Annotated in this window: 14 protein-coding genes; 4 read left to right on the top strand and 10 right to left on the bottom strand. The window is 69.5% G+C overall.

Annotated features, from left to right (window positions below; genetic code table 11):
• Nucleotides 1–6: 6 nt before the first annotated feature.
• The 5 genes from glgX to BLV92_RS20300 form a co-directional block, all read right to left on the bottom strand.
• Complete coding sequence (glgX, locus tag BLV92_RS20320; protein WP_090548195.1) at nucleotides 7–2,238, bottom strand: glycogen debranching protein GlgX; 2,232 nt, start codon at nucleotides 2,236–2,238, stop codon at nucleotides 7–9.
• A gap of 80 nt (nucleotides 2,239–2,318) precedes the next feature.
• Complete coding sequence (gene glgB / locus BLV92_RS20315) at nucleotides 2,319–4,535, bottom strand: 1,4-alpha-glucan branching protein GlgB (RefSeq protein WP_090548194.1); 2,217 nt, start codon at nucleotides 4,533–4,535, stop codon at nucleotides 2,319–2,321.
• On the bottom strand, nucleotides 4,528–8,007 hold the full coding sequence (gene treS, locus BLV92_RS20310) for a maltose alpha-D-glucosyltransferase (RefSeq protein ID WP_090548192.1): 3,480 nt from the start codon (nucleotides 8,005–8,007) through the stop codon (nucleotides 4,528–4,530). Before treS ends, glgB begins: the two co-directional genes overlap by 8 nt.
• A complete protein-coding gene (locus BLV92_RS20305; protein WP_090548191.1) occupies nucleotides 8,004–11,507 on the bottom strand; it encodes a maltotransferase domain-containing protein in 3,504 nt (1,167 codons plus the stop codon). The genes treS and BLV92_RS20305 overlap by 4 nt, the downstream gene beginning before the upstream one ends.
• Before the next feature lie 370 nt (nucleotides 11,508–11,877).
• The gene (locus tag BLV92_RS20300; RefSeq protein WP_090548189.1) at nucleotides 11,878–12,531 is read right to left on the bottom strand and encodes a DUF1345 domain-containing protein; all 654 of its coding nucleotides are present in this window, start codon (nucleotides 12,529–12,531) and stop codon (nucleotides 11,878–11,880) included.
• A 146-nt stretch (nucleotides 12,532–12,677) separates the two neighbouring features.
• Here BLV92_RS20300 and BLV92_RS20295 point away from each other — a divergent pair, with 146 nt between their 5' ends.
• On the top strand, nucleotides 12,678–13,409 hold the full coding sequence (locus BLV92_RS20295; RefSeq protein WP_342029120.1) for a metallophosphoesterase: 732 nt from the start codon (nucleotides 12,678–12,680) through the stop codon (nucleotides 13,407–13,409).
• A gap of 37 nt (nucleotides 13,410–13,446) precedes the next feature.
• Here BLV92_RS20295 and BLV92_RS20290 read toward each other — a convergent pair whose 3' ends face one another.
• Nucleotides 13,447–14,148: an RES family NAD+ phosphorylase gene (locus tag BLV92_RS20290; protein WP_090548187.1), complete on the bottom strand. Its 702-nt coding sequence runs from the start codon at nucleotides 14,146–14,148 to the stop codon at nucleotides 13,447–13,449.
• Nucleotides 14,145–14,507 carry an MbcA/ParS/Xre antitoxin family protein gene (locus BLV92_RS20285; protein WP_090548185.1) on the bottom strand — a complete coding sequence of 121 codons (363 nt, stop codon included), beginning with the start codon at nucleotides 14,505–14,507 and terminating at the stop codon, nucleotides 14,145–14,147. The genes BLV92_RS20290 and BLV92_RS20285 overlap by 4 nt, the downstream gene beginning before the upstream one ends.
• Before the next feature lie 229 nt (nucleotides 14,508–14,736).
• Between BLV92_RS20285 and BLV92_RS20280 the strand changes: the two genes are divergently transcribed.
• The gene (locus BLV92_RS20280) at nucleotides 14,737–15,237 is read left to right on the top strand and encodes a hypothetical protein (protein WP_090548184.1); all 501 of its coding nucleotides are present in this window, start codon (nucleotides 14,737–14,739) and stop codon (nucleotides 15,235–15,237) included.
• Between the two features lie 30 nt (nucleotides 15,238–15,267).
• On the opposite strand, the gene BLV92_RS20275 is transcribed toward BLV92_RS20280, so the two are convergent.
• The gene (locus tag BLV92_RS20275) at nucleotides 15,268–16,119 is read right to left on the bottom strand and encodes a LysR family transcriptional regulator (protein ID WP_090548182.1); all 852 of its coding nucleotides are present in this window, start codon (nucleotides 16,117–16,119) and stop codon (nucleotides 15,268–15,270) included.
• A 96-nt stretch (nucleotides 16,120–16,215) separates the two neighbouring features.
• Between BLV92_RS20275 and BLV92_RS20270 the strand changes: the two genes are divergently transcribed.
• Nucleotides 16,216–16,599, top strand: a complete 384-nt coding sequence (locus BLV92_RS20270; RefSeq protein WP_090548181.1) for a tautomerase family protein — start codon at nucleotides 16,216–16,218, stop codon at nucleotides 16,597–16,599.
• Nucleotides 16,600–17,003: 404 nt separating this feature from the next.
• Entirely contained in the window at nucleotides 17,004–17,720 is a 717-nt protein-coding gene (locus tag BLV92_RS20265) for a type IV pili methyl-accepting chemotaxis transducer N-terminal domain-containing protein (RefSeq protein WP_090548179.1), read from the top strand.
• Between the two features lie 78 nt (nucleotides 17,721–17,798).
• Here the strand turns inward: BLV92_RS20265 and ppk2 are convergent, their stop codons facing one another.
• Both ppk2 and BLV92_RS20255 read right to left on the bottom strand, forming a co-directional pair.
• On the bottom strand, nucleotides 17,799–18,971 hold the full coding sequence (gene ppk2 / locus BLV92_RS20260) for a polyphosphate kinase 2 (protein ID WP_166676885.1): 1,173 nt from the start codon (nucleotides 18,969–18,971) through the stop codon (nucleotides 17,799–17,801).
• Between the two features lie 220 nt (nucleotides 18,972–19,191).
• On the bottom strand, nucleotides 19,192–19,410 hold the full coding sequence (locus tag BLV92_RS20255) for an HP1242/YdcH family protein (protein WP_090548177.1): 219 nt from the start codon (nucleotides 19,408–19,410) through the stop codon (nucleotides 19,192–19,194).
• Nucleotides 19,411–19,482: the final 72 nt, after the last annotated feature.

The raw sequence follows: 19,482 nt of genomic DNA, 5'->3' as shown, positions 1-19,482 counted from the left end.
GGATGGCTAACCGGGCGGCGCGGCGTCGGGCGGCGCGGCAGCCGGCATTGCTGGTTCGCCGCCGGCCATGGACCCGGCCGCCGGCGGCGCGCCGCGCTGCGCGTGTTCCGGCGCGGCATCGCGTTTCGGTCGCGCGCACAGCACGACGAGCGCGTGTGCGCCGACTTCGATCGTGTCGTCCGGCAGCGTGCGCGGCGCGGTGTCGTCGCGCGCGGTGTCGAGCAGCACGTCCCATTGCATTCGCGGCGCGGGAGCCGTGAACCTCACGGCTCCCGACGACGCGTTCAACATCAGCAACAATACTTCGATTCCGCCGTCGAGGTCCGGTCCCGCGCGGCGCAGCGCGAACGCGCGCGCTTCCGGGTCCTGCCACGCTTCCGGCGACAACGGCTCGCCGCGCTCGTCGAACCAGTCGATGTCGTGCACGCCGGGCAGCACCTCGCGGTCGCCGAACAGAAAACGCGCTTCGCGCAGCAGCGGATGCGCGTCGCGCAGCGCGATCACGTGCGCGACGAACGCGGTCATCGTTTCGGCATGCGGCGTTTCGGCGAGCGTCCAGTCCACCCACGACACCTCGTTGTCCTGGCAATACGCGTTGTTGTTGCCGCGCTGCGTGCGCAGCATCTCGTCGCCGCCGGCCAGCATCGGCGTGCCGAGCGCGACGAACAACGTAGCCAGCATCGAGCGTGCCACGCGCTCGCGGGTCGCGAGAATCGCGGCGTCGTCGGTCGGCCCTTCGGCGCCCCAGTTCGAACTCCAGTTCTCGTTGTGGCCGTCGCGGTTGTCCTCGCCGTTCGCCTCGTTGTGCTTGTGCTCGTACGCGACGAGGTCCGCGAGCGTGAAGCCGTCGTGCGACGTCACGTAGTTGATCGACGACCACGGCCGCCGCGAGCGCCGGTCGAACAGGTCCGCCGAGCCGGTGAGCCGCGCGGCGAGGTCCGCGCGCTGGCCGGGGTCGCCGCGCCAGTAGCGGCGCACGCTGTCGCGAAAGCGGTCGTTCCATTCGGCGAAGCCGGGCGGATGGTTGCCCAGTTGATACCCGCCGGGGCCGAGATCCCACGGCTCGGAGATCAGCTTCAGCGGCGACAGCACCGGGTCCTGGCGCAGCACGTCGAAGAAGCCGGAGCCGGGATCGAAACCGCTCGACTCGCGCCCGAGCGTGACGCCGAGATCGAAGCGGAAACCGTCGATCCGGTACGACGTCGCCCAGTGGCGCAGCGAATCGACGACCATCTGCAACACGCGCGGATGCGACAGGTTCAGCGTGTTGCCGCAGCCGGTGTCGTTGATCAGATGGCGCTCGTCGCCCGGCACGCAGCGATAGTAGTTCGCGTTGTCGAGGCCGCGCCACGACACGGTCGGCCCGCTTTCGCCGCCTTCGCACGTGTGGTTGTACACGACGTCGAGGAACACCTCGATGCCGGCCGCGTGCAGCTGGCGGATCGCGATGCGCATCTCGTCCGGATCGTGGCCGGACAGGTACGACGGCTCCGGCACAAAGAACGCGGCGCTGTTGTAGCCCCAGTAGTTGCGCAGCCCGCGTTCGACCAGAAAGCGTTCGTTCAGGAACGCGTGCACCGGCAGCAGTTCGACGGCGGTCACGCCGAGCCTCGCCAGATGCTCGACGAAATGCGGCGACGCGAGCGCCGCGAACGTGCCGCGCGTATGCGCGCGCAGGTCGTGGCGCTGCATCGTGATGCCGCGCAGATGCGTCTCGTAGATCACCGTCTGCGACCACGGCACGTTCGGCCGCACGTCGCGCGACCAGTTGAACGTGTCGTCGACGACCATGCACTTCGGCATCGCGGGCGCGGAGTCGCGCCGGTCGAGCGACAGGTCCGCGCGGTTCGAATGCACGCGATAGCCGAACAGCGCGTCGGACCAGCGGAACTGGCCGACGAGCCGCCGCGCGTACGGGTCGAGCAGCAGCTTGTGCGGATTGAAGCGATGCCCGTACTGCGGCTGATACGGCCCGTGCGCGCGCAGCCCGTACACGGTGCCGGGATGCGCGCCGGGCAGGTAGCCGTGCCACACCTCGTCCGTGCATTCGGGCAGCGTGTAGCGCATGCGTTCCTTGCGGCCAGTCGGATCGAACAGGCAGACCTCGATGCGCCACGCGTTCGCGGAGAACACCGCGAAGTTCGTGCCGAGTCCGTCCCACGTCGCGCCGAGCGGATACGGGCTGCCCGGCGACATCCGGTCGGGCTGCGCCGGCTGCCCTGGCCGCCCGCTAGCCATCGCGGCTCACTCCGCCGCGTCGTCCTGATCCTCGTCGCATGAGCTTCCTTGTTGTTCGTTCGTATCGAGGGGCACGCGGGTTAGCGCGCTGCGCGCAGGATCAGCGTCCCGAGCGGCGGCAGCACCAGCGCCACCGATTGCGGCTTGCCGTGGCTCGCGACCGGCTCGGTGCTCACGCGGCCGCCGTTGCCCATGTTCGAGCCGCCGTACACGTCCGCATCGGTGTTGACGATTTCGTCCCACTGGCCCGGCTTCGGCATCCCGACCCGGTAGCCGTGGCGCGGCATCGGCGTGAAGTTGCAGATCGTCACCACTTCGCGGCCCGCGCCGTCCACGCGACGGAACGCGTACACGCTATTGTCCGCGTCGTCGGAGATCAGCCAGTCGAAACCGCCAGGCTCCGCGTCGAGCGCGTGCAGCGCGGGCTCGGACACGTAGGCGTGGTTCAGGTCGCGCACCAGCGTCTGCACGCCGCGATGCAGCGGGTCGTCGAGCAGGTTCCAGTGCGGCGTGCCGTCGTGATCGAACTCGGCCATCTGCGCGAACTCGCCGCCCATGAACAGCAGCTTCTTGCCCGGATGCGTCCACATGAAGCCGAGATACGCGCGCAGGTTCGCGAAACGCTGCCAGCGGTCGCCCGGCATCTTGCCGAGCAGCGAGCCCTTGCCGTGCACCACCTCGTCGTGCGACAGCGGCAGCACGAAGCGTTCGGACCATGCGTAGACGAGCCCGAACGTCATCAGGTGATGGTGATAGCGGCGATACACCGGGTCTTCGTGCATGTAGTGCAGCGTGTCGTGCATCCAGCCCATGTTCCACTTGAACTGGAAGCCGAGGCCGCCGTCCTCGACGCGCGCGGACACGCCGGGCCACGCGGTCGATTCCTCCGCGATGGTGATGACGCCGGGGCGCTGCGGCACGTACTGCACCTCGTGGTTGAGCCGCTTCAGGAACGCGATCGACTCCAGGTTCTCGCGCCCGCCGTAGACGTTCGGCACCCACTCGCCGGCCGCGCGCGAATAGTCGCGATACAGCATCGACGCGACCGCATCGACGCGCAGCCCGTCCACGTGATAACGCCCGAGCCACGCGAGCGCGGACGCGATCAGGAACGCGCTGACCTCCTGGCGGCCGAGGTTGTAGATCATCGTGTTCCAGTCCGGGTGATATCCCTCGCGCGGGTCCGCGTGCTCGTAGAGCGCGGTGCCGTCGAACGCGATCAGCCCGTGCGCGTCGTTCGGGAAGTGCGCGGGCACCCAGTCGAGGATCACGCCGAGGCCCGCTTCGTGCGCGCGATCGACGAACGCCGCGAAGTCGAGCGGCGAGCCGAGCCGGCCGGTCGGCGCGAACTGCGCGAGCGGCTGGTAGCCCCACGAGCCGCCGAACGGATGCTCCGCGATCGGCATCAGTTCGATGTGGGTGAAGCCCATCCCTTGCGCGTAGGGGATCAGCCGGTCCGCGAGCGCGGACCACGACGGCTCGGCGCCGTCGTCGCCGTGCGCCGGCAGCCACGACGGCGCATGCACCTCGTAGATCGACAGCGGCGCGCGCGCATGCTGACGCTGTGCGCGCGTGTGCAGCCAGTCGCGGTCGCGCCATGCGTAGCCTTCGATCTCGTCGACCGGCGCGACGACCGACGCGGTCGCCGGCGGGCGTTCGCACTGCATCGCGCACGGGTCGGCCTTCAGCGGCAGCACGTGGCCGTCCGCACCGACGATCTCGTACTTGTAGCGCGCGCCGGGCGCGACGCGCGGCACGAACAGCTCCCACACACCGGCCTCGTAGCGCAGCCGCATCGGATGACGCCGGCCGTCCCACGCATTGAAGTCGCCCACCACCGACACGCGCCGCGCGTTCGGCGCCCACACCGCGAAGCGCACGCCCGGCACGCCGTCGTGGGTCAGCGGCCGCGCGCCGAGGCATTCGAGCACCGCATACGGGTCGCCGTCCGCGAGACGGCGCAGCGCGTCTTCGGGCAGCAGCGGGCCGAACGCATACGCATCCTCGATTTCCTGCTGCGTGCCGTGCCAGTCGATGTCGAGCCGGTACGGCACCGCGTCGTCGATCGGGCCGGCGAACAGGCCGGCCGGATGGATGCGCACGAGTTCGCCCAGCGTGCGCGCGTCGTCGCGCGCGATCACGCGCACGCCGTGCGCGTTCGGCAGCAGCGCGCGCACGTACGGCACGCCGTCGATCCGGTGCGGGCCGAGCAGCGCGAACGGATCCGCGTGGCGCGCGGCGGTCAGCGCGTCGATGTCGGGCTGATGCAGGCCGGCGGAAGGGGGCAGTCTATCCATGGTCGCCTCCCGCATGGGTGTCGTGCGGCGGCAGACCGGTGGTCGTGCCGAGCACGCGGCTCGCGATCGCCGCGAGGCCGCGCACCGGCAGCGCGAGCCACGTCGGCCGGTTCGCCGCTTCATAGCGGATCTCGTACGCGGCCTTCTCGATCAGGAACAGGTCGAGCAGCGCCTGTTCGTGTTTCGCGCCGACGAGCGGCTGCGGCGTGCTCGCGACCGCCGCGCGGTACTGCGTGAGGAACGCTTCGACCGCATAACCGCGGAACCGCTCGAACAGCGTGCGCTTGCGGTCGGCGGTCTGCTGCGGCGCGTTCTCGGTCGTCGATTGGGCGGCCGCGCCCGCATACGACAGCGAACGCAGCAGGCCGGCGACGTCGCGCAGCGTGCAGGTCTTCGCGCGCCGATAGTCGAGCGGCCGCGCGGGCTCGCCTTCGAAGTCGATCAGATACGCGTCGCCCTGCGCGAGCAGCACCTGGCCCAGGTGGAAGTCGCCGTGGATGCGGATGCGGGTCGCGGCCGCATGGTCGGGCACGCGCTCGTCCATCGCGGCCAGCAGCGCGTCGCGGCGCGTGAGCAGGCTGCGCGCGAGTTCGAGCGCGTCGTCGTCGAGCGTGTGCGCGCCGCTCGTCACGTGCTGCTGCAACAGGTCCAGCGCCTCGACGAGCATCATCTTCGCATCGGCGACCCACGCGCGCACATGCTCGGGGCTCGCGGGCTCGGGCGCGAACGCGGGGTCGTCGGTCGGCGACGCGAGCGCCGCATGCAGTTCACCGAGCCGCCGGCCGATGGTGCCGACGATCGAGCAGTAGCCGTGCACCGCTTCCTCTTCGATCGCCGGGTCGGGCGGCGAGTCGGTGCCTCCGTCCACGGCGAGCGCGAGTTCGTCCACCGTGCGGCGCAGATAATCGAGCGCCCAGTCCCACGCGTTGCCCTGGTTGTCGATGTAGCCTTGCAGGATCGCGAGCGTATGCGGGACGCCGGCCGGATCGACGCGCACCACTTCGCCGTACAGCGGCGCGGTGTTCGGATACCCGAGCTGCGTCAGATAGCGGCTCATCTCCGCCTCCGGATGCACGCCGCCCATCAGCCGCCGCACGAGCTTCAGCACCAGCGTGTCCGCGACGATCAGCGAACTGTTGCTCTGCTCGGCCGCGAGCCAGCGAATTTCCGGCGCGTCGCCGAGATCGAGTTCCGCGAACAGCGGCGTCGGATCGAAGTGGATCGTGCTCTGCTGCACGGTCGGCACCGCCGCGCGCTCGCGCAGCTTGCCGAGCACGCCATAGGCGAACAGCGGCAGCGAGAACGCGTCGGTCAGATGCCCGATCGTGCGGCCGCGCCGCACCCGCGCGAGCGCCAACTGGATGTGTAGCGGCGTCGTCGTGTCGGTGCCCCACGTGATCGCGATCGGCAGCACGTAACGCTCGGTCGCGCCGTCGTCCAGTTCCGCCTCGATCTCGGTGAACGCGAAACCCGCGCCGGGGATCGTCGTCAGCGCGGCGAGCCGCACCCGCTTCAGCGGCCGGTCCTTCGACGCGAACCAGCGCCGCCGGCTGAGCCACGACGGCAGCACTTCCGATTCGAGCAGCCGCACGTTCTCGGGCGTCGCGCCGGTCTGGCCTTCGCGGATCACCACCGTCACGAATTCCGGCAACTGCTCGGACGCCGGCTGTCCCCACGTGGGCCGCTGGCCGCCCGAGCACAGCAGGAACCACAGGAAGCCATACGGCGGGAACGTCAGCAGATACGGCAACTGGCCGATCGCCGGGAACACCGAATCGGCGGTCATCTCGACCGGCGAGTGGCCGGCGAATTCGGACAGGTCGAGTTCGACGGCCTGCGGTCCGCGCGACAGGTTCGCGACGCACAGGATCGGGTTTTCGCCCGGCATCTCGCGCAGATACGCGAGCACCTTGCGGTTCTCCGGACGCAGGAAGCGGATCGTGCCGCGCCCGAACGCCTGCTTCGAGCGGCGCGTCGCGAGCATCCGCCGGGTCCAGTTCAGCAGCGAATGCGGGTCGCGGCTCTGCGCCTCGACGTTGATCGCGTCGTAGCCGTACAGCGAGCCCATCAGCGGCGGCAGCACCAGTTGCTCCGGGTCCGCGCGCGAGAAGCCGCCGTTGCGGTCCGACGACCATTGCATCGGCGTGCGCACGCCGTCGCGGTCGCCCAGGTGGATGTTGTCGCCCATCCCGAGTTCGTCGCCGTAATAGATGACCGGCGTGCCGGGCATCGACAGCAGCAGCGAGTTGATCAGTTCGATGCGGCGGCGGTCGCGCTCCATCAGCGGCGCGAGGCGGCGGCGGATGCCGAGGTTCAGGCGCGCGCGCCGGTCGCTCGCATAGGTGTTCCACAGATAATCGCGCTCGGAGTCGGTGACCATTTCGAGCGTCAGTTCGTCGTGGTTGCGCAGGAAGATCGCCCACTGGCAACTGGGCGGCAGATCCGGCGTCTGCTTCATGATGTCGATGATCGGGAAGCGGTCCTCGCTCGCGATCGCCATGTAGATGCGCGGCATCAGCGGGAAGTTGAACGCCATCTGGCATTCGTCCTCGCGGCCGAAATATTCCTGCACGTCCTCCGGCCACTGGTTCGCTTCCGCGAGCAGCATCCGGTTCGGGTAGTGCGCGTCGATCGTCGCGCGGATCTGTTTCAGGATCGCGTGTGTTTCCGGCAGGTTCTCGTTGTTCGTGCCTTCGCGCTCGACGAGGTACGGCACCGCGTCGAGCCGCAGCCCGTCGATCCCCATGTCGAGCCAGAAGCGCATCACCTGCAACACCTCGCGCATCACCGCCGGGTTGTCGAAGTTCAGGTCGGGCTGGTGCGAGTAGAAGCGATGCCAGTAGTACGCGCCCGCGACCGGGTCGTGGGTCCAGTTCGACGGCTCGGTGTCGATGAAGATGATCCGCGTGCCGGCATACTTCGTATCGGTATCGGACCACACGTAATAGTTGCGATGATTCGAGCCGGGTTTCGCGCGGCGCGCGCGCTGGAACCACGGATGCTGGTCCGACGTGTGGTTGATGACCAGCTCGGTAATGACGCGGATGCCGCGCGCATGCGCTTCCTGGATGAAGCGCCGCACGTCCGCGAGCTGTCCGTAGTCCGGATGCACGTTGCGATAGTCCGCGATGTCGTAGCCGTCGTCGCGGCGCGGCGACGGATAGAACGGCAGCAGCCAGATCGCGGTGACGCCGAGGCCCGCGATGTAGTCGAGCTTCGCGAGCAGGCCGGGGAAGTCGCCGACGCCGTCGTTGTTCGAGTCGAAGAACGACTTCACGTGCACCTGGTAGATGATCGCGTCCTTGTACCAGAGCGGGTCGTCGATCAGCGCGGACGGCTTGCCGCGCCGCGCGGCCTTCGCGTCGTGATGTTCGCGCGCCTCGCGCGCGGCGGCTTCGTTCGCCGCATGGGCCGCCTGGGCCGGGTGCGCCGCTGGCGCGAATTTGTCCCGCGTGGCGTCGTCGCGTTTCATGTCGCTCCTCCGGGCGGAAAATCGTCGTCCAGTTCGGGATGCCCCGTCACATGCACCGGTTCGGCGGGGGCGGGCTCCGGGTCCGGTTCGTCGCGCGGCAGGCCGGTGGCCGGCGCGACCCGCAAGATCGCATACGGCCGCCAGCCCGGATCGAGCCGCACGTGCTGCCAGCGGCCGCGCCATTCGAACCGCTCGCCGGTCAGTTCGTCGCTGACCGCGAGCGATGCGTGATCGTCGATGCCCCAATGCTGGAACGTCTGCCACGACAGTTCGATGTCCGCGCCCTGTTCGGCGCGCGGGTCCAGATTGATCGCGACGATCACGACGTTGTCGCGCGCGGCCGTCGCCTTCTCGAAGCACAAAACGTGCTCGTTGCGCGCGTCGAGGAACGTGATGCCGAGATGCGTATGCAGCGCGGGGTTCGCGCGGCGAATGCGGTTCAGCGCGGCGATCTCCGCGACGATGTTGCCGGGCCGGTTCCAGTCCCACGCGCGTAACTGATACTTCTCGGAGTCCAGATATTCCTCGCTGCCGGGCAGCGCGCGGCCCTCGCACAACTCGAAGCCGCTGTACACGCCCCACAACCCGGACAGCGTCGCCGCGAGCGCGGCGCGGATCAGGAAACTCGCGCGCAGACCCGTCTGAAGATGGCGCGGGTTGATGTCCGGCGTGTTCACGAAGAAGTTCGGCCGGTAGAAGTCGCGCACGTCGGTGTTCGCGAGTTCGGTCAGATAGTCGATGAAGTCGCGCTTCGACTCGCGCCACGTGAAGTACGTGTACGACTGCGAGAAGCCGAGTTTCGCGAGCCGGTACATCAGGCGCGGCCGCGTGAAGGCTTCGGACAGGAACACGACGTCCGGGTGACGCGCGCGCACGTCGCCGATCATCCATTCCCAGAACGGCAGCGGCTTCGTGTGCGGGTTGTCCACGCGGAAGATCCGCACGCCCGCGCCGATCCAGAACAGGATCACGTCGCGCAGCGCGAGCCACAGCGCGGGTTTCGCGTCGTGCGCGTAGAACTCGGGGTTCACGATGTCCTGATACTTCTTCGGCGGGTTCTCCGCGTAGCGCAGCGAGCCGTCCGGCCGCCACGCGAACCACCCCGGATGCGCCTTCAGCCACGGATGATCCGGCGAACACTGGATCGCGAAATCGAGCGCGATTTCGAGGCCGTGTTCGTGCGCGGCCGCGAGCATGCGCCGGAAGTCGTCGAGCGTGCCGAGTTGCGGATGCACCGCGTCGTGGCCGCCTTCGGCCGCGCCGATCGCATACGGACTGCCGACGTCGCCGGCTTCGGCGCTCAGCGCGTTGTTGCGGCCCTTGCGGTTCGCGAGCCCGATCGGATGAATCGGCGGGAAGTACAGCACGTCGAAACCCATGTCGCGGATGCGCGGCAGCTTCGCGATCACGTCGTCGAACGTGCCGTGCCGCGTTTCGTCGTCGCTCATCGAGCGCGGGAAGATTTCGTACCAGCTTGCGAAGCGCGCGGCCGAGCGTTCGGCATCGACGCGCCACACCTGCGGGTCGCGCGACAGGAACGGCCGGTGCCGCGCCGCGCGCACGGCGGCGGCGGTCGCCGGCGCGAGCAGGATCGCGCAGCGCGTGTCGGTGTCCGCGCTGACGAAACGCTTCACGATCGCTGCGAGCGCCGCGCACTCGCGCGCGTTGCCGGTGTCCGCGGTTTCGGCGCTTGCGAGCACGAGCGCGAGCAGATGCTGGGCTTCCTGCAGTTCGAGATCGACGTTCTGGCCGGCCGCGCGTTTCTTCTGCAGATGGTCCGCGAGCGACGCGAAGTCGTCGCGCCACGCCGTCACGACGAACTCGTAGCGGCCCACGCGCTCCAGCGGAAAGCGCGCGGTCCACAGGTCGGTGCCGGGCGGCAGCACCGGTTTCATCGGCGCCTCGCGCCACGTCGTTTCGTCGGCCGCGCGCCACAGCACCGCCGCGTCGATCCGGTCGTGGCCTTCCGCGAAGATCGCCGCGCTGACTTCGACACGCTCGCCGACCGTGCGCTTGACGACGAAGCGGCCGTGATCGACCGACGGCGCGACGCTCTCGATCGCGATGCGCGGTGCGGCGATCGCGTCCTGCACGCTGCGATGGCCGCTTGTCGGGGACTTCGCGAGATCGGCCGGCGGCGCGAGCACGACGGGCGGCGTCGCGAGTGAGCGCAGCAGCCAGCACGCGCCGGCCGGCAGCGCGAAGGTGTCCGGCACCGCGCTCGCGTCGCGCGGACGCGCGCCGCCCGGCGATTCGGCGTCGAGCGGCTCGAAGCGCGTGAAGCCGCCCGGCACCGCGTCGAGCAGGCGGGCCATGTCGACGCGCACCGGCGCGGCGAGCGCCGGATTCACGAGTGTCAGCACCGCTTCGCCGGCGTCGCGCAGGTCGGGCGCGTCGCCGCGCAGCAGCGCGCTCACCGGCGCGCCGGGGCCGCTCAACAGGCGCTGCTCGCCGTTCGTCTGCAACGTCCAGGTGTCGCGCTGCAATGCGTTCGCGTGCGCGATGTCGGCGGACAGGTCGAGCGGCGCGCGGGTGCGCGCGCGCTCGTAGGCGTCGGGGCTGCCGCCCGCATACGCGACCGGATCGGCGATCCCGTATTCGAAGCCCATCGGCACGAGCCAGCCGGTGCCGAACGCGGCGGCCGCGCGCACCAGCCGCCGGTACGCGCGCTCGACCGCGCGCACGTCGGCCGCGCCGTCGAGATCGTGCACGAGCCGGGTGCCGTAAGGCGCTTCGGGGAACGCGATCGGCGAGCCGAGCCGGCGCAGCAACTGGTGCTCGTCGATCAGCCAGCCGGCCTCGAAGTCCCACCAGCGCAGCGACGAGAACACGCCGTCGAATCCGGCGCCTTCGAGCCGCGCGATCTCGTCGCGCGCGAGGCCGGGCGTCGCGGCGAGCAGGCGCGTCTGCGGATCGCGCGCGCGCAGCGCGTCGCCGATCTGCCGCCATACGGCGGCCGGTGTGCAGTGCGGCGAGTCGAAACGGAAGCCGCCGATGCCGGTTTCCGCGAGTTCTGCGAGACGGTCGGTCCACCATGCGGTGAGCGGGGTGTCGACGGTCGTCGCGTCGCGGTCGAAGTCCGCATACGCGACGTTCGCGTCGCGGTGGCCGTGGCGCGGATCGAGCCGCGCGTCGTCCGGCTCGAACGGATGGAACCAGTCCGGATGCGCGGCGTGCAGCGCGCCGTTCGCGGCGACGCGGTCGAGCACGACGTCCGCGAGCAGCGTGATGCCGTGCTCGCGGGCCGCCGCGCAGAGCTTGCGCAACGCGGCGTCGGCGGTGGCGGCGTGCGGCGGGCCGAACGCGGGATGAAGCTGCGCGTGATCGGCGACGATCCGGCCGTCGCCGGACGCGCCCGGCGCGAACAGCGCGCCGATCAGCACATGGTCGAAACCGAGCGACGCCGCGTGCGCGAAGCACGCAGGCCACGCGTCGAGCGGCCCGACGAGAACAGAATGAACGAAGTAGATCCGTGGCGCATAGGCATGGAGCAATTCCATCGGTCGTCTTCCAGTACGGCGGGTGGCGTGGATGCGCGGCGTGCGCGATCACGTCGCCCGGGAGGCTGCCGGAGCCGGGCCGCGCGGCGGGTGTCGGGCCGTGCGTCCTGTTCAATGTAGTGCAAACGGCGGCATGTCGCTCGGTGGGCGACCGCATTGCAGCATCGAAAGGCGTGCTGACGTTGCGGGAGCGCGCGGCGAATGCGGCCGGTGTGGCGAACGGGGTGTCAGCAAGGCGCATGCCGACGGCGGGATCGCGGTGGCGCGCGCGTGGCCGCGCGACCGGATGGGTAAGGGTGGGGAGAGGAGTGGGCGGGTTTTTACACGCGACGCCGGCATGCGCGGTGCGGTGCCGCCCGCCGCGCGGCGGCTAGTTGCCGACCATGCTCGCCGCGATGTTCACGCTGAGCCCGAGTACCGCGACGTTGAAGTAGAACGAAAGAATCGACTGCGCGAGGACGCCGCGCCGCGCGTCGCGGCCGCGCAGCCCGATGTCGGCGGTCTGCGACGCGACCGCGATCGTGAACGAGAAGTACAGGAAGTCCCAGTAGTTCGGCTTCAGCTTGTCGTCGGGGAACACCAGCGACGGCGAGTCCGGATCGGAGCCGTAGTAGAGGCGTGCGTAGTGCAGCGTGAAGATCGTCGGAATCAGGAACCATGCGCCGATCAGCGTCATCCCGGTGAGCAGCGAGTGCATGACCTTCGACGCGGTGCCGAGATCCTTCGTCGCGCCGAGTTCGACGATGATCGCGACGATGCTCGCGACCGTCGCCGTGCAGAGCACGAACAGCACGGTGCCGGCGTTTTCGTCCTCGCGGCGCGCGTTCTGGCGCACGGCGTCCTCGCTTGCCCGCACCATGTGAATCCAGATCAGCAGGAGATACATCCACACGGTGATGTCCCAGCCGAGCAGCACGCGCGCGCTCCAGCCGGCGGTCGGCGACAGCGCGGCCACGACGATGCCGACGGCCAGCGCGACCATCATGTGCGGCCGGTTGCGAAGGACCTGCGGATAAAGGTTCATGAAAGGACGGACCGGAAAACGGATTGCGGCGATTCTACTGCGGGCGGCCGCCGGCACGCCGCTTGCTGGCGATGGCCGGGCCGGCGGACGGCAACGAGAGGCAGCGCGCATACGGCTGTTCCGCGCGGCATTATGATGAAACGATGATGACGCTCGTAACCGCCCCCGATGTGCTGCATCACGCGACCAATCGCGCCGGCCGGGATTTTGTGGTCGGCGACCTGCACGGCTGCGTCGATGCGCTCCGCTACCTGCTGCGCGAAGTCCGCTTCGACGCCGGCTGCGACCGGCTGTTCTCGGTCGGCGACCTGGTCGATCGCGGCACCCAGTGCGACGAGGCGATCGCGCTGCTGGACCGGCCGTGGTTCCATCCGGTGCTCGGCAATCACGAGGATGCGTTGTGCGCGGTCGTCGACGGCCGGCTGAGCCGCCGGCGCTGGTATGCGATCGGCGGCGGATGGGCGGAGTCGGTGCCGGACAGCCGGCTGGCCGGCTACGCGCGCCGGCTGCGCGAACTGCCGCTCGTGCGGGTGGTTGGCAGCGGCGCGGAGCGGTTCAACGTGCTGCATGCGGAGTTCTTCGGCGACGACGCGGACCTCGACGCGGGCGGCTTCGACGACGACGTGCGCGAGCAGATGCTGTGGGGCCGCACCGTCGCGCTCGGGCGCGCGCGGCCGAGCGCGGGGCTGTCGGTCACGTACTGCGGACATACGCCGATGCGCGACGTGACGCGGGTCGGCTCGCAGGTGTTCATCGATACCGGTGCGTTCGCGGAGCAGGGGCGGCTCACGCTCGTCGAAGCGCACGGCGCGCGGCACTGGAGCGTGTCGGTCGAAACGGCGCGCGCGGAAGGCGCGGCGGCGTTCGCGCTGCCTTGACTCGCGGAAGTCCGCCCTTCGTTCGTTTTCCTTCCGTTCAGCCGACGCGGTTCAGTTCGAACACCATGTCGATCTGCTGGCCGTTCCAGTTGTATTCCAGATACGCCGCATGGTGGCACGCGCGCAGGATCGTCGTGCGCAGCGCCGCGAGGCATTCGCCGCCCGCGTCGCGCACCGACGGATACGCGATGCCCGGCGCGCCCGCCGTCCGCGCCGCGCGGCCGAGCGCCTGGCCGGCCGCGTAGTCGTCCGGTGACAGCACCGCCGGATCGAGCGCCGGGTCGCCGCGCAGATCGGCCACTTCCCCTTGTGCGATCACCGTGTAGAGCCGCATCTGCTGGCGCAGCGGCGGCTCTTCGGTCGCCGCGAGAAAGAGCGCCGCGTGATAGCGGGTCTCCGCGATCGCGGTGTCGCGTGAGCGCGCGCAGTAGAACACGCCGTAGCTGCCGTCCGAAAAGCGGCTGCCCTGCGGATTCAGATGCGTGAACGCGGCCATGATCGGCCCGTAACCCGCGCCGAAGCGGCGCTCGTCGCGCGGCACGAGGTCGAGTTCGCCGGTCTCGGTGCGCAGCCGGTCGTTCGTCAGCGCCTCCAGCGCGTACAGCGCGTCGAAGTCCTCGGCGGACGCGACCCGGTCGAACAGGTTCACGGCCGGAAAGCGCGTCGGAATCACCCGGTACGCGGGCGACCAGTCGAGCGGCGCGATGCGCCAGCGGTCCCGCCAGTTCGTTTCCGTCACGCCCAGCCGCCCCGCATCGCATCGAGATACTGGCGCACCGCGACGAGGTCGCTGACGTTGCCGGCGAGCATCCGGTCGAGCGCGCGCCGGCCGCCGAACGGCGGCGCGCTGTTCGGCCGCTTGATCCACGTGTCGGCGGACGCGGGCTGCGGCAGCAGTATCTGCAGCGCCTTGTAGATGCCGAGCAGCAGCGACAGCCGCTCCAGCGTGTCGCGGCCGAGCCGCGCGCTTTGCGGCGTCGCCTTCCACTTGAAGAACGTCGAGCGGCCCGGCGAGCCAAGCAGCACGATCTGCTCGTCGACGCTCAGGTCCCAGTCGCGTGCGATGTTGAAGAACGCGCGCAGGCCCGCCGCCGACATTTCGGTCAGCGACGGCTCCGCGCCCCGACGCCGCTGCGGGCTGGCGGGAGAAGAAGCGGTCGCGCTCGGCATGATTTTGTCCTGAAATGAACTTTTAACGGATATTAGTCCATATATGGATTATTGCAAGTTGCGATTGGGTATAATCGCCGGCCTTATGAACGATTCAGGACACCGAAAGGGGGAGCGCGTGCGCAGGGCAGTGAGAGCGGCGGTGGCGGCGGTGGGTATGGTGGCGGCGATCGGCGGGACGACCGCGGCGCTGGCCGGCGGTTATCGCGAGGAGTGGAATCCGCCGGAGCCGGCGCAGCGGGTCGTCGCGAAGCGGGCTTCGGTGGCCGGCAACGGAGCGCCGGTGCGGGCGGCGGGCTCGCGCGGCAAGGGCAACGCGGCGCCCGCGAAAACGCGCGCTGGGCGCATCGCGCCTCGCAGCGCGGCGGCGCACGTTGCGCGAGCACGGAAGGCGCCGGCACGTCCGGCATCGCTGGCCGCTCACGGCCGTCACGCGCCCCGTCTTGCTGCCGCTGGAAGCAGCAAGGCGACGCGCCGCACCGCACCCGGCGTCGCGCGGGCGGACGCGGGTGCGTCCCGCCCTGCCGGCGTCGCGCGACGCATTCCGCCCGCAATGCAGCCGGCGTCGCGCCGCAAGCTGGTTGTCGAGACGCGGCCGGCCACGCCGAAGAATCCGCCGAGCCTGCCGCGCCGCGAGTTACCGCCGATTTTGGGTTGATCTGATCGAATCAGCCGGCGTCCGTAGGCGTCACATCGCGCCGAGGCTGCTCGCGAGCAGTTGCAACGTGGCCGCCGACCGCTCGTCGCGCACGCGCGAGTGCAGCGTGACCTGCGATTGCGGCAGCGCGGGCAGCCCGCACCTCGCGCCGACGTCGACCAGGCCGCGCGGCGCGACCCGCCGCGCGAGCGGCGATACCGCGAGCCCCGCTTCGACCGCCGCGCCGACCGCGGCCACTCCTCCGCCGACGAACGTCTCGCTCCACTCGACGCCCGCCGCGTCGAGCGCGCGGATCGCCGCCGAGCGCACCGCGCACGGCCCGGCGAGCAGCGCGAGCGGCAGCGGCGTTCCCGTCTCCCATTGCCAGCCCGGCGCGGCGAGCCATACGAGCGGTTCCGTGAACAGCACGCGCGCGTCGTCGCGCCCGGGCTCGTCCGGTTCGCGCCGGATGATCGCCGCGTCGAGCCGGCGTTCGTCGTATTGGACGAGCAGCGCCGCCGACAGGCCCAGATGCAGTTCGATCACCAGCCGCGGATCGTGCGCGCGCAGCGTCGCCAACTGGCGCGCGAGGTCCGCGTCGGCGACGTGTTCGCTGAGGCCGAGCGCCAGCCGGCGCTGTCCGCCGGCCAGCGTGCCGAGCGCGCGTTCGTGTGCGCCGATCAGTTCGCGCGCGGCGCCGAGAAACGCCGCGCCGTCGGCCGACAGCCGCACGACGCGCGGCGTGCGTTCGAGCAACTGATGGCCGAGATGCGTTTCGAGGCGCTTCAGTTTCAGGCTGACGGCGGATTGCGTGGTGCCGAGCGCGTCGGCGGCGCGCGTGAAACTGCTGAGTTCCGCGACCAGCACGAATGCGCGGACCGCGTCGAGGTCGAGCGTCACCATTTTCAGTTGAAATAGATGAAATATGGATCGATGGCTGTTTATTATCGCTGATCGGTTTTATGTTGGCGGGGTCATTTCAATCGAAGGAGAAAGGCCATGCCATTCACCCGGATCGCCGTGCGCGGCGGCAAACCCGCGCCGTACCGGAAGGCGCTCGCCCACGGCATTCATCGCGCGCTGATGGAGGTGTTCAACGCGCCCGAGGACGACATCTTCATGGTCGTCACCGAACACGATGCGGACAGCTTCTTTTACGGACGGCACTACCTCGGGATCGAGCGCAGCGACGACCTGGTGCTGATCCAGATCGCCGTGTCGAACACGCGCGGGCAGGACCAGAAGAAGGCGCTGTTCGCCCGGATCGCGGACAACCTCGCGCGCGATCCGGGCGTGCGGCGCGAGGACGTGTTCGTGAATCTGGTCGATGTCGCGCGGGAGAACTGGTCGTTCGGGAACGGCGTCGCGCAGTACGCGACTTGAGCGGCGCACGCCGCCGCCACGATTGCCGGCTCCCGCACGACGATAGTGCAGCGCGTCGGGTCGATGCACCATGGCCGGTGGTGTTCAGTGCGCTCGGGTTTGCCGGATAACCGGGCTTCGCACGCCGGAAGCCTCGGGCCGGCGCTGTGCTGCCGTCGCGTCCAATGGCATACGTATTGCTTGATTCCACCCGGGATCAATGGCGATCCCGACGAATTTCGAAGGTTTCGACGCGCGCCCGCGATGGGCGTGACCGGGGCAACGGCGTCCCGAAGCGTTCCGCAGCCGGACTGCATCAGTCCGCGCGCGGCGCTTCGGGACGCTTTTTTTTGCGCGCGCGCCGGACCGCGACGAAGCTTCCACGTGGTTCTCGAATACTTGAATATGAAAAGGCGGTTCATCCGATGCGCAGCGACATCTCGGGGCAGGTAATAGGCGAACTGATCAATCTGTCGGGCCGGCAGCGGATGCTGTCGCAGCGCGCGATCCTGCACGTGCTGCTGGCGCGCGACGGCGATGCGGCTGCGCTGGCCATTGCGCGCGATTGCATCGCGACGTTCGCGGCAACGCACGGCGACCTCGTGACCGGCAACGAGCGCCTGCCGGGCGTGTTCTCGGACGCGTTGCAGCAGCTTTATTTCGGCGCGTCGCGGGCCGACGACCGCATTCGACGTTTCGTGGCGCTCGCGGAGCGCGCGCTGGCGGCGCTCGAAGCCGGAACCGGCGACGCGGAGCCGGTGGACGCGCTGGTCGCGCACGCGACGCCGCTGCTCGAACTGCTGCAACAGATCACGCTCGCGTACCAGCACGAGATGCGCGGCATCGAGGCTGCCGCGCAGAAGCGCCAGGCCGCGATCGCCGACCATCTCGCAAGCATCTCGATGCAGGCGAACATCGTCGCGCTGAACGCGCGCATTTCGGCCGCGCGGGCCGGGCAGTACGGGCGCGAGTTCGCGGTGATCACGACGGTGCTCGCGGACATCATCCGCGAGATGGACCAGTTGATTCAAAGCGTGGTGGTCGATGGGGAGCGCGGCGCGGCGGCGAACGCGGCGCGTCCGGCGTCGATCCGGCCGAGGCCGGGCGCTCCCGCGCGGCCCGCGCTGCACGGCGCGCGTTAGCCGGATCTATAACGCGAATGCCGACGCCGATGCAACGAGGGCCGGCGTGTGTGGCTCGACTCGCGGATCGCCGCCGCGCTATAACGCGCGGCTGACCAGCAGCGGATCGATCGAGCCGATCGTTTCGACATCGCGGTTCGCGTACGGCAGCTTGTGCAGCACGTAGCGCATCGCGTGGAGCCGCGCGCGCTTCTTGCAGTCGGAGCGCACGACGGTCCACGGCGCGTCGGCGGTGTCGGTCCGCGAGAACATCACTTCCTTCGCCTGGGTGTACGCATCCCACTTGTCGAGCGACGCGAGATCGACCGGGCTCAGCTTCCACTGCTTCAGCGGATGCACTTCGCGCTCCTTGAAGCGGCGGCGCTGCTCCGCGCGGCTCACCGAGAACCAGAACTTGATCAGATGCGTGCCGCTGCGGATCAGTTGACGCTCGAACTCGGGCACCTGCTGCATGAACTCCGCGTATTCCTCCGGCGAGCAGAAGCCCATCACGCGCTCGACGCCCGCGCGGTTGTACCACGAGCGGTCGAACAGCACGATCTCGCCGGCCGACGGCAGATGCTGCACGTAGCGCTGGAAGTACCACTGGCCGCGCTCGGCCTCGGTCGGCTTTTCGAGCGCGACGACGCGCGCGCCGCGCGGGTTCATGTGCTCCATGAAGCGTTTGATCGTGCCGCCCTTGCCGGCCGCGTCGCGTCCTTCGAACAGGATCACGACGCGCTGGCCGGTTTCCCGCACCCACATCTGCAGCTTCAGCAGTTCGACCTGAAGCCGGTATTTCTGCCGCTCGTACGCGCGGCGCGACATCAGGTTCCGGTACGGATACTCGCCGTCGCGCCAGCCGGCGGACAGTTCGTCGTCCGGATGACGCGCGTGCGCGTTGCGCCACGTCGCGGGATCGCCGTCGAGGATCGCGCTGCGCAGTTGCGCGATCTCGTCCGGCGACAGGCCTTCCATCAGCGTGCCGATCGATTCGAGTAAATTACCCGGCGCGTCGGGCGTACCGGACGTACCCGCTGCCCGCCGCGCGGCGGAATGCGCGGCGACCACGTCGTGGACGCTGCCTTGAATCACCTGGCCGGCGGCCTCGACGGCGTCGCCGATCGCGGTCAGTTCCGCGCGGCGCGGCGTGACGGCCGGCACGCGCGAACCGGGGCCGTTGTCCTGCGTCTTGCGTGCGTTCGTGTCGGCGGGCGAGTCGTTGCCGCTGGCGCGGCGGGAGGGGTCGGAATGGGGGGCGGGCTTGGGCATACGGCGAGGCATCGTGGTTATCGGCAGAGAGGCGGGCACGGTCGAACCGCGCCGCGAATGAGCGCCGGCAGCGCGGTCGTGCTGCCGGCCAGGGATCGCGCGCCGGACGCGGCGCGTGCGATGCGAGGAGTAGCGGGCGAATGACGGACACAGCGGCGCTGCTGGCCGCCGTCCGCGGCCGACGGATGTGGTGCGCCGGTTCGCCGCGCTGCGGACTCCATCAGGCCTGCGAGGCTTTGAGCAGGATCTGGTACAGCGAGTCCTTGAGCTGCAGCTTTTCTTTTTTCAGGTTCTCGATCGACAGGCCGTCCGCCGGCAGGATGCCGGCTTCCATGTTCCGGATCTGCTGATCGAGTTCGTTGTGGCGGTGAAACAGGCGAGCGAAGTGGTCGTCCTGCGTCTTGAGGCGGGAGATCAGGTCTCTGAATTCGGGGAACACTCAATACTCCTTGGGTCAGTCATTTCCGGATGGAAATTCCATCGATTCTTTCATCGCGGCCGGACTGCGGTC

This window comes from Paraburkholderia caballeronis (assembly GCF_900104845.1).
Taxonomy (GTDB): Bacteria; Pseudomonadota; Gammaproteobacteria; order Burkholderiales; family Burkholderiaceae; genus Paraburkholderia; species Paraburkholderia caballeronis.
This window is presented reverse-complemented; position numbering and strand designations above follow the sequence as displayed.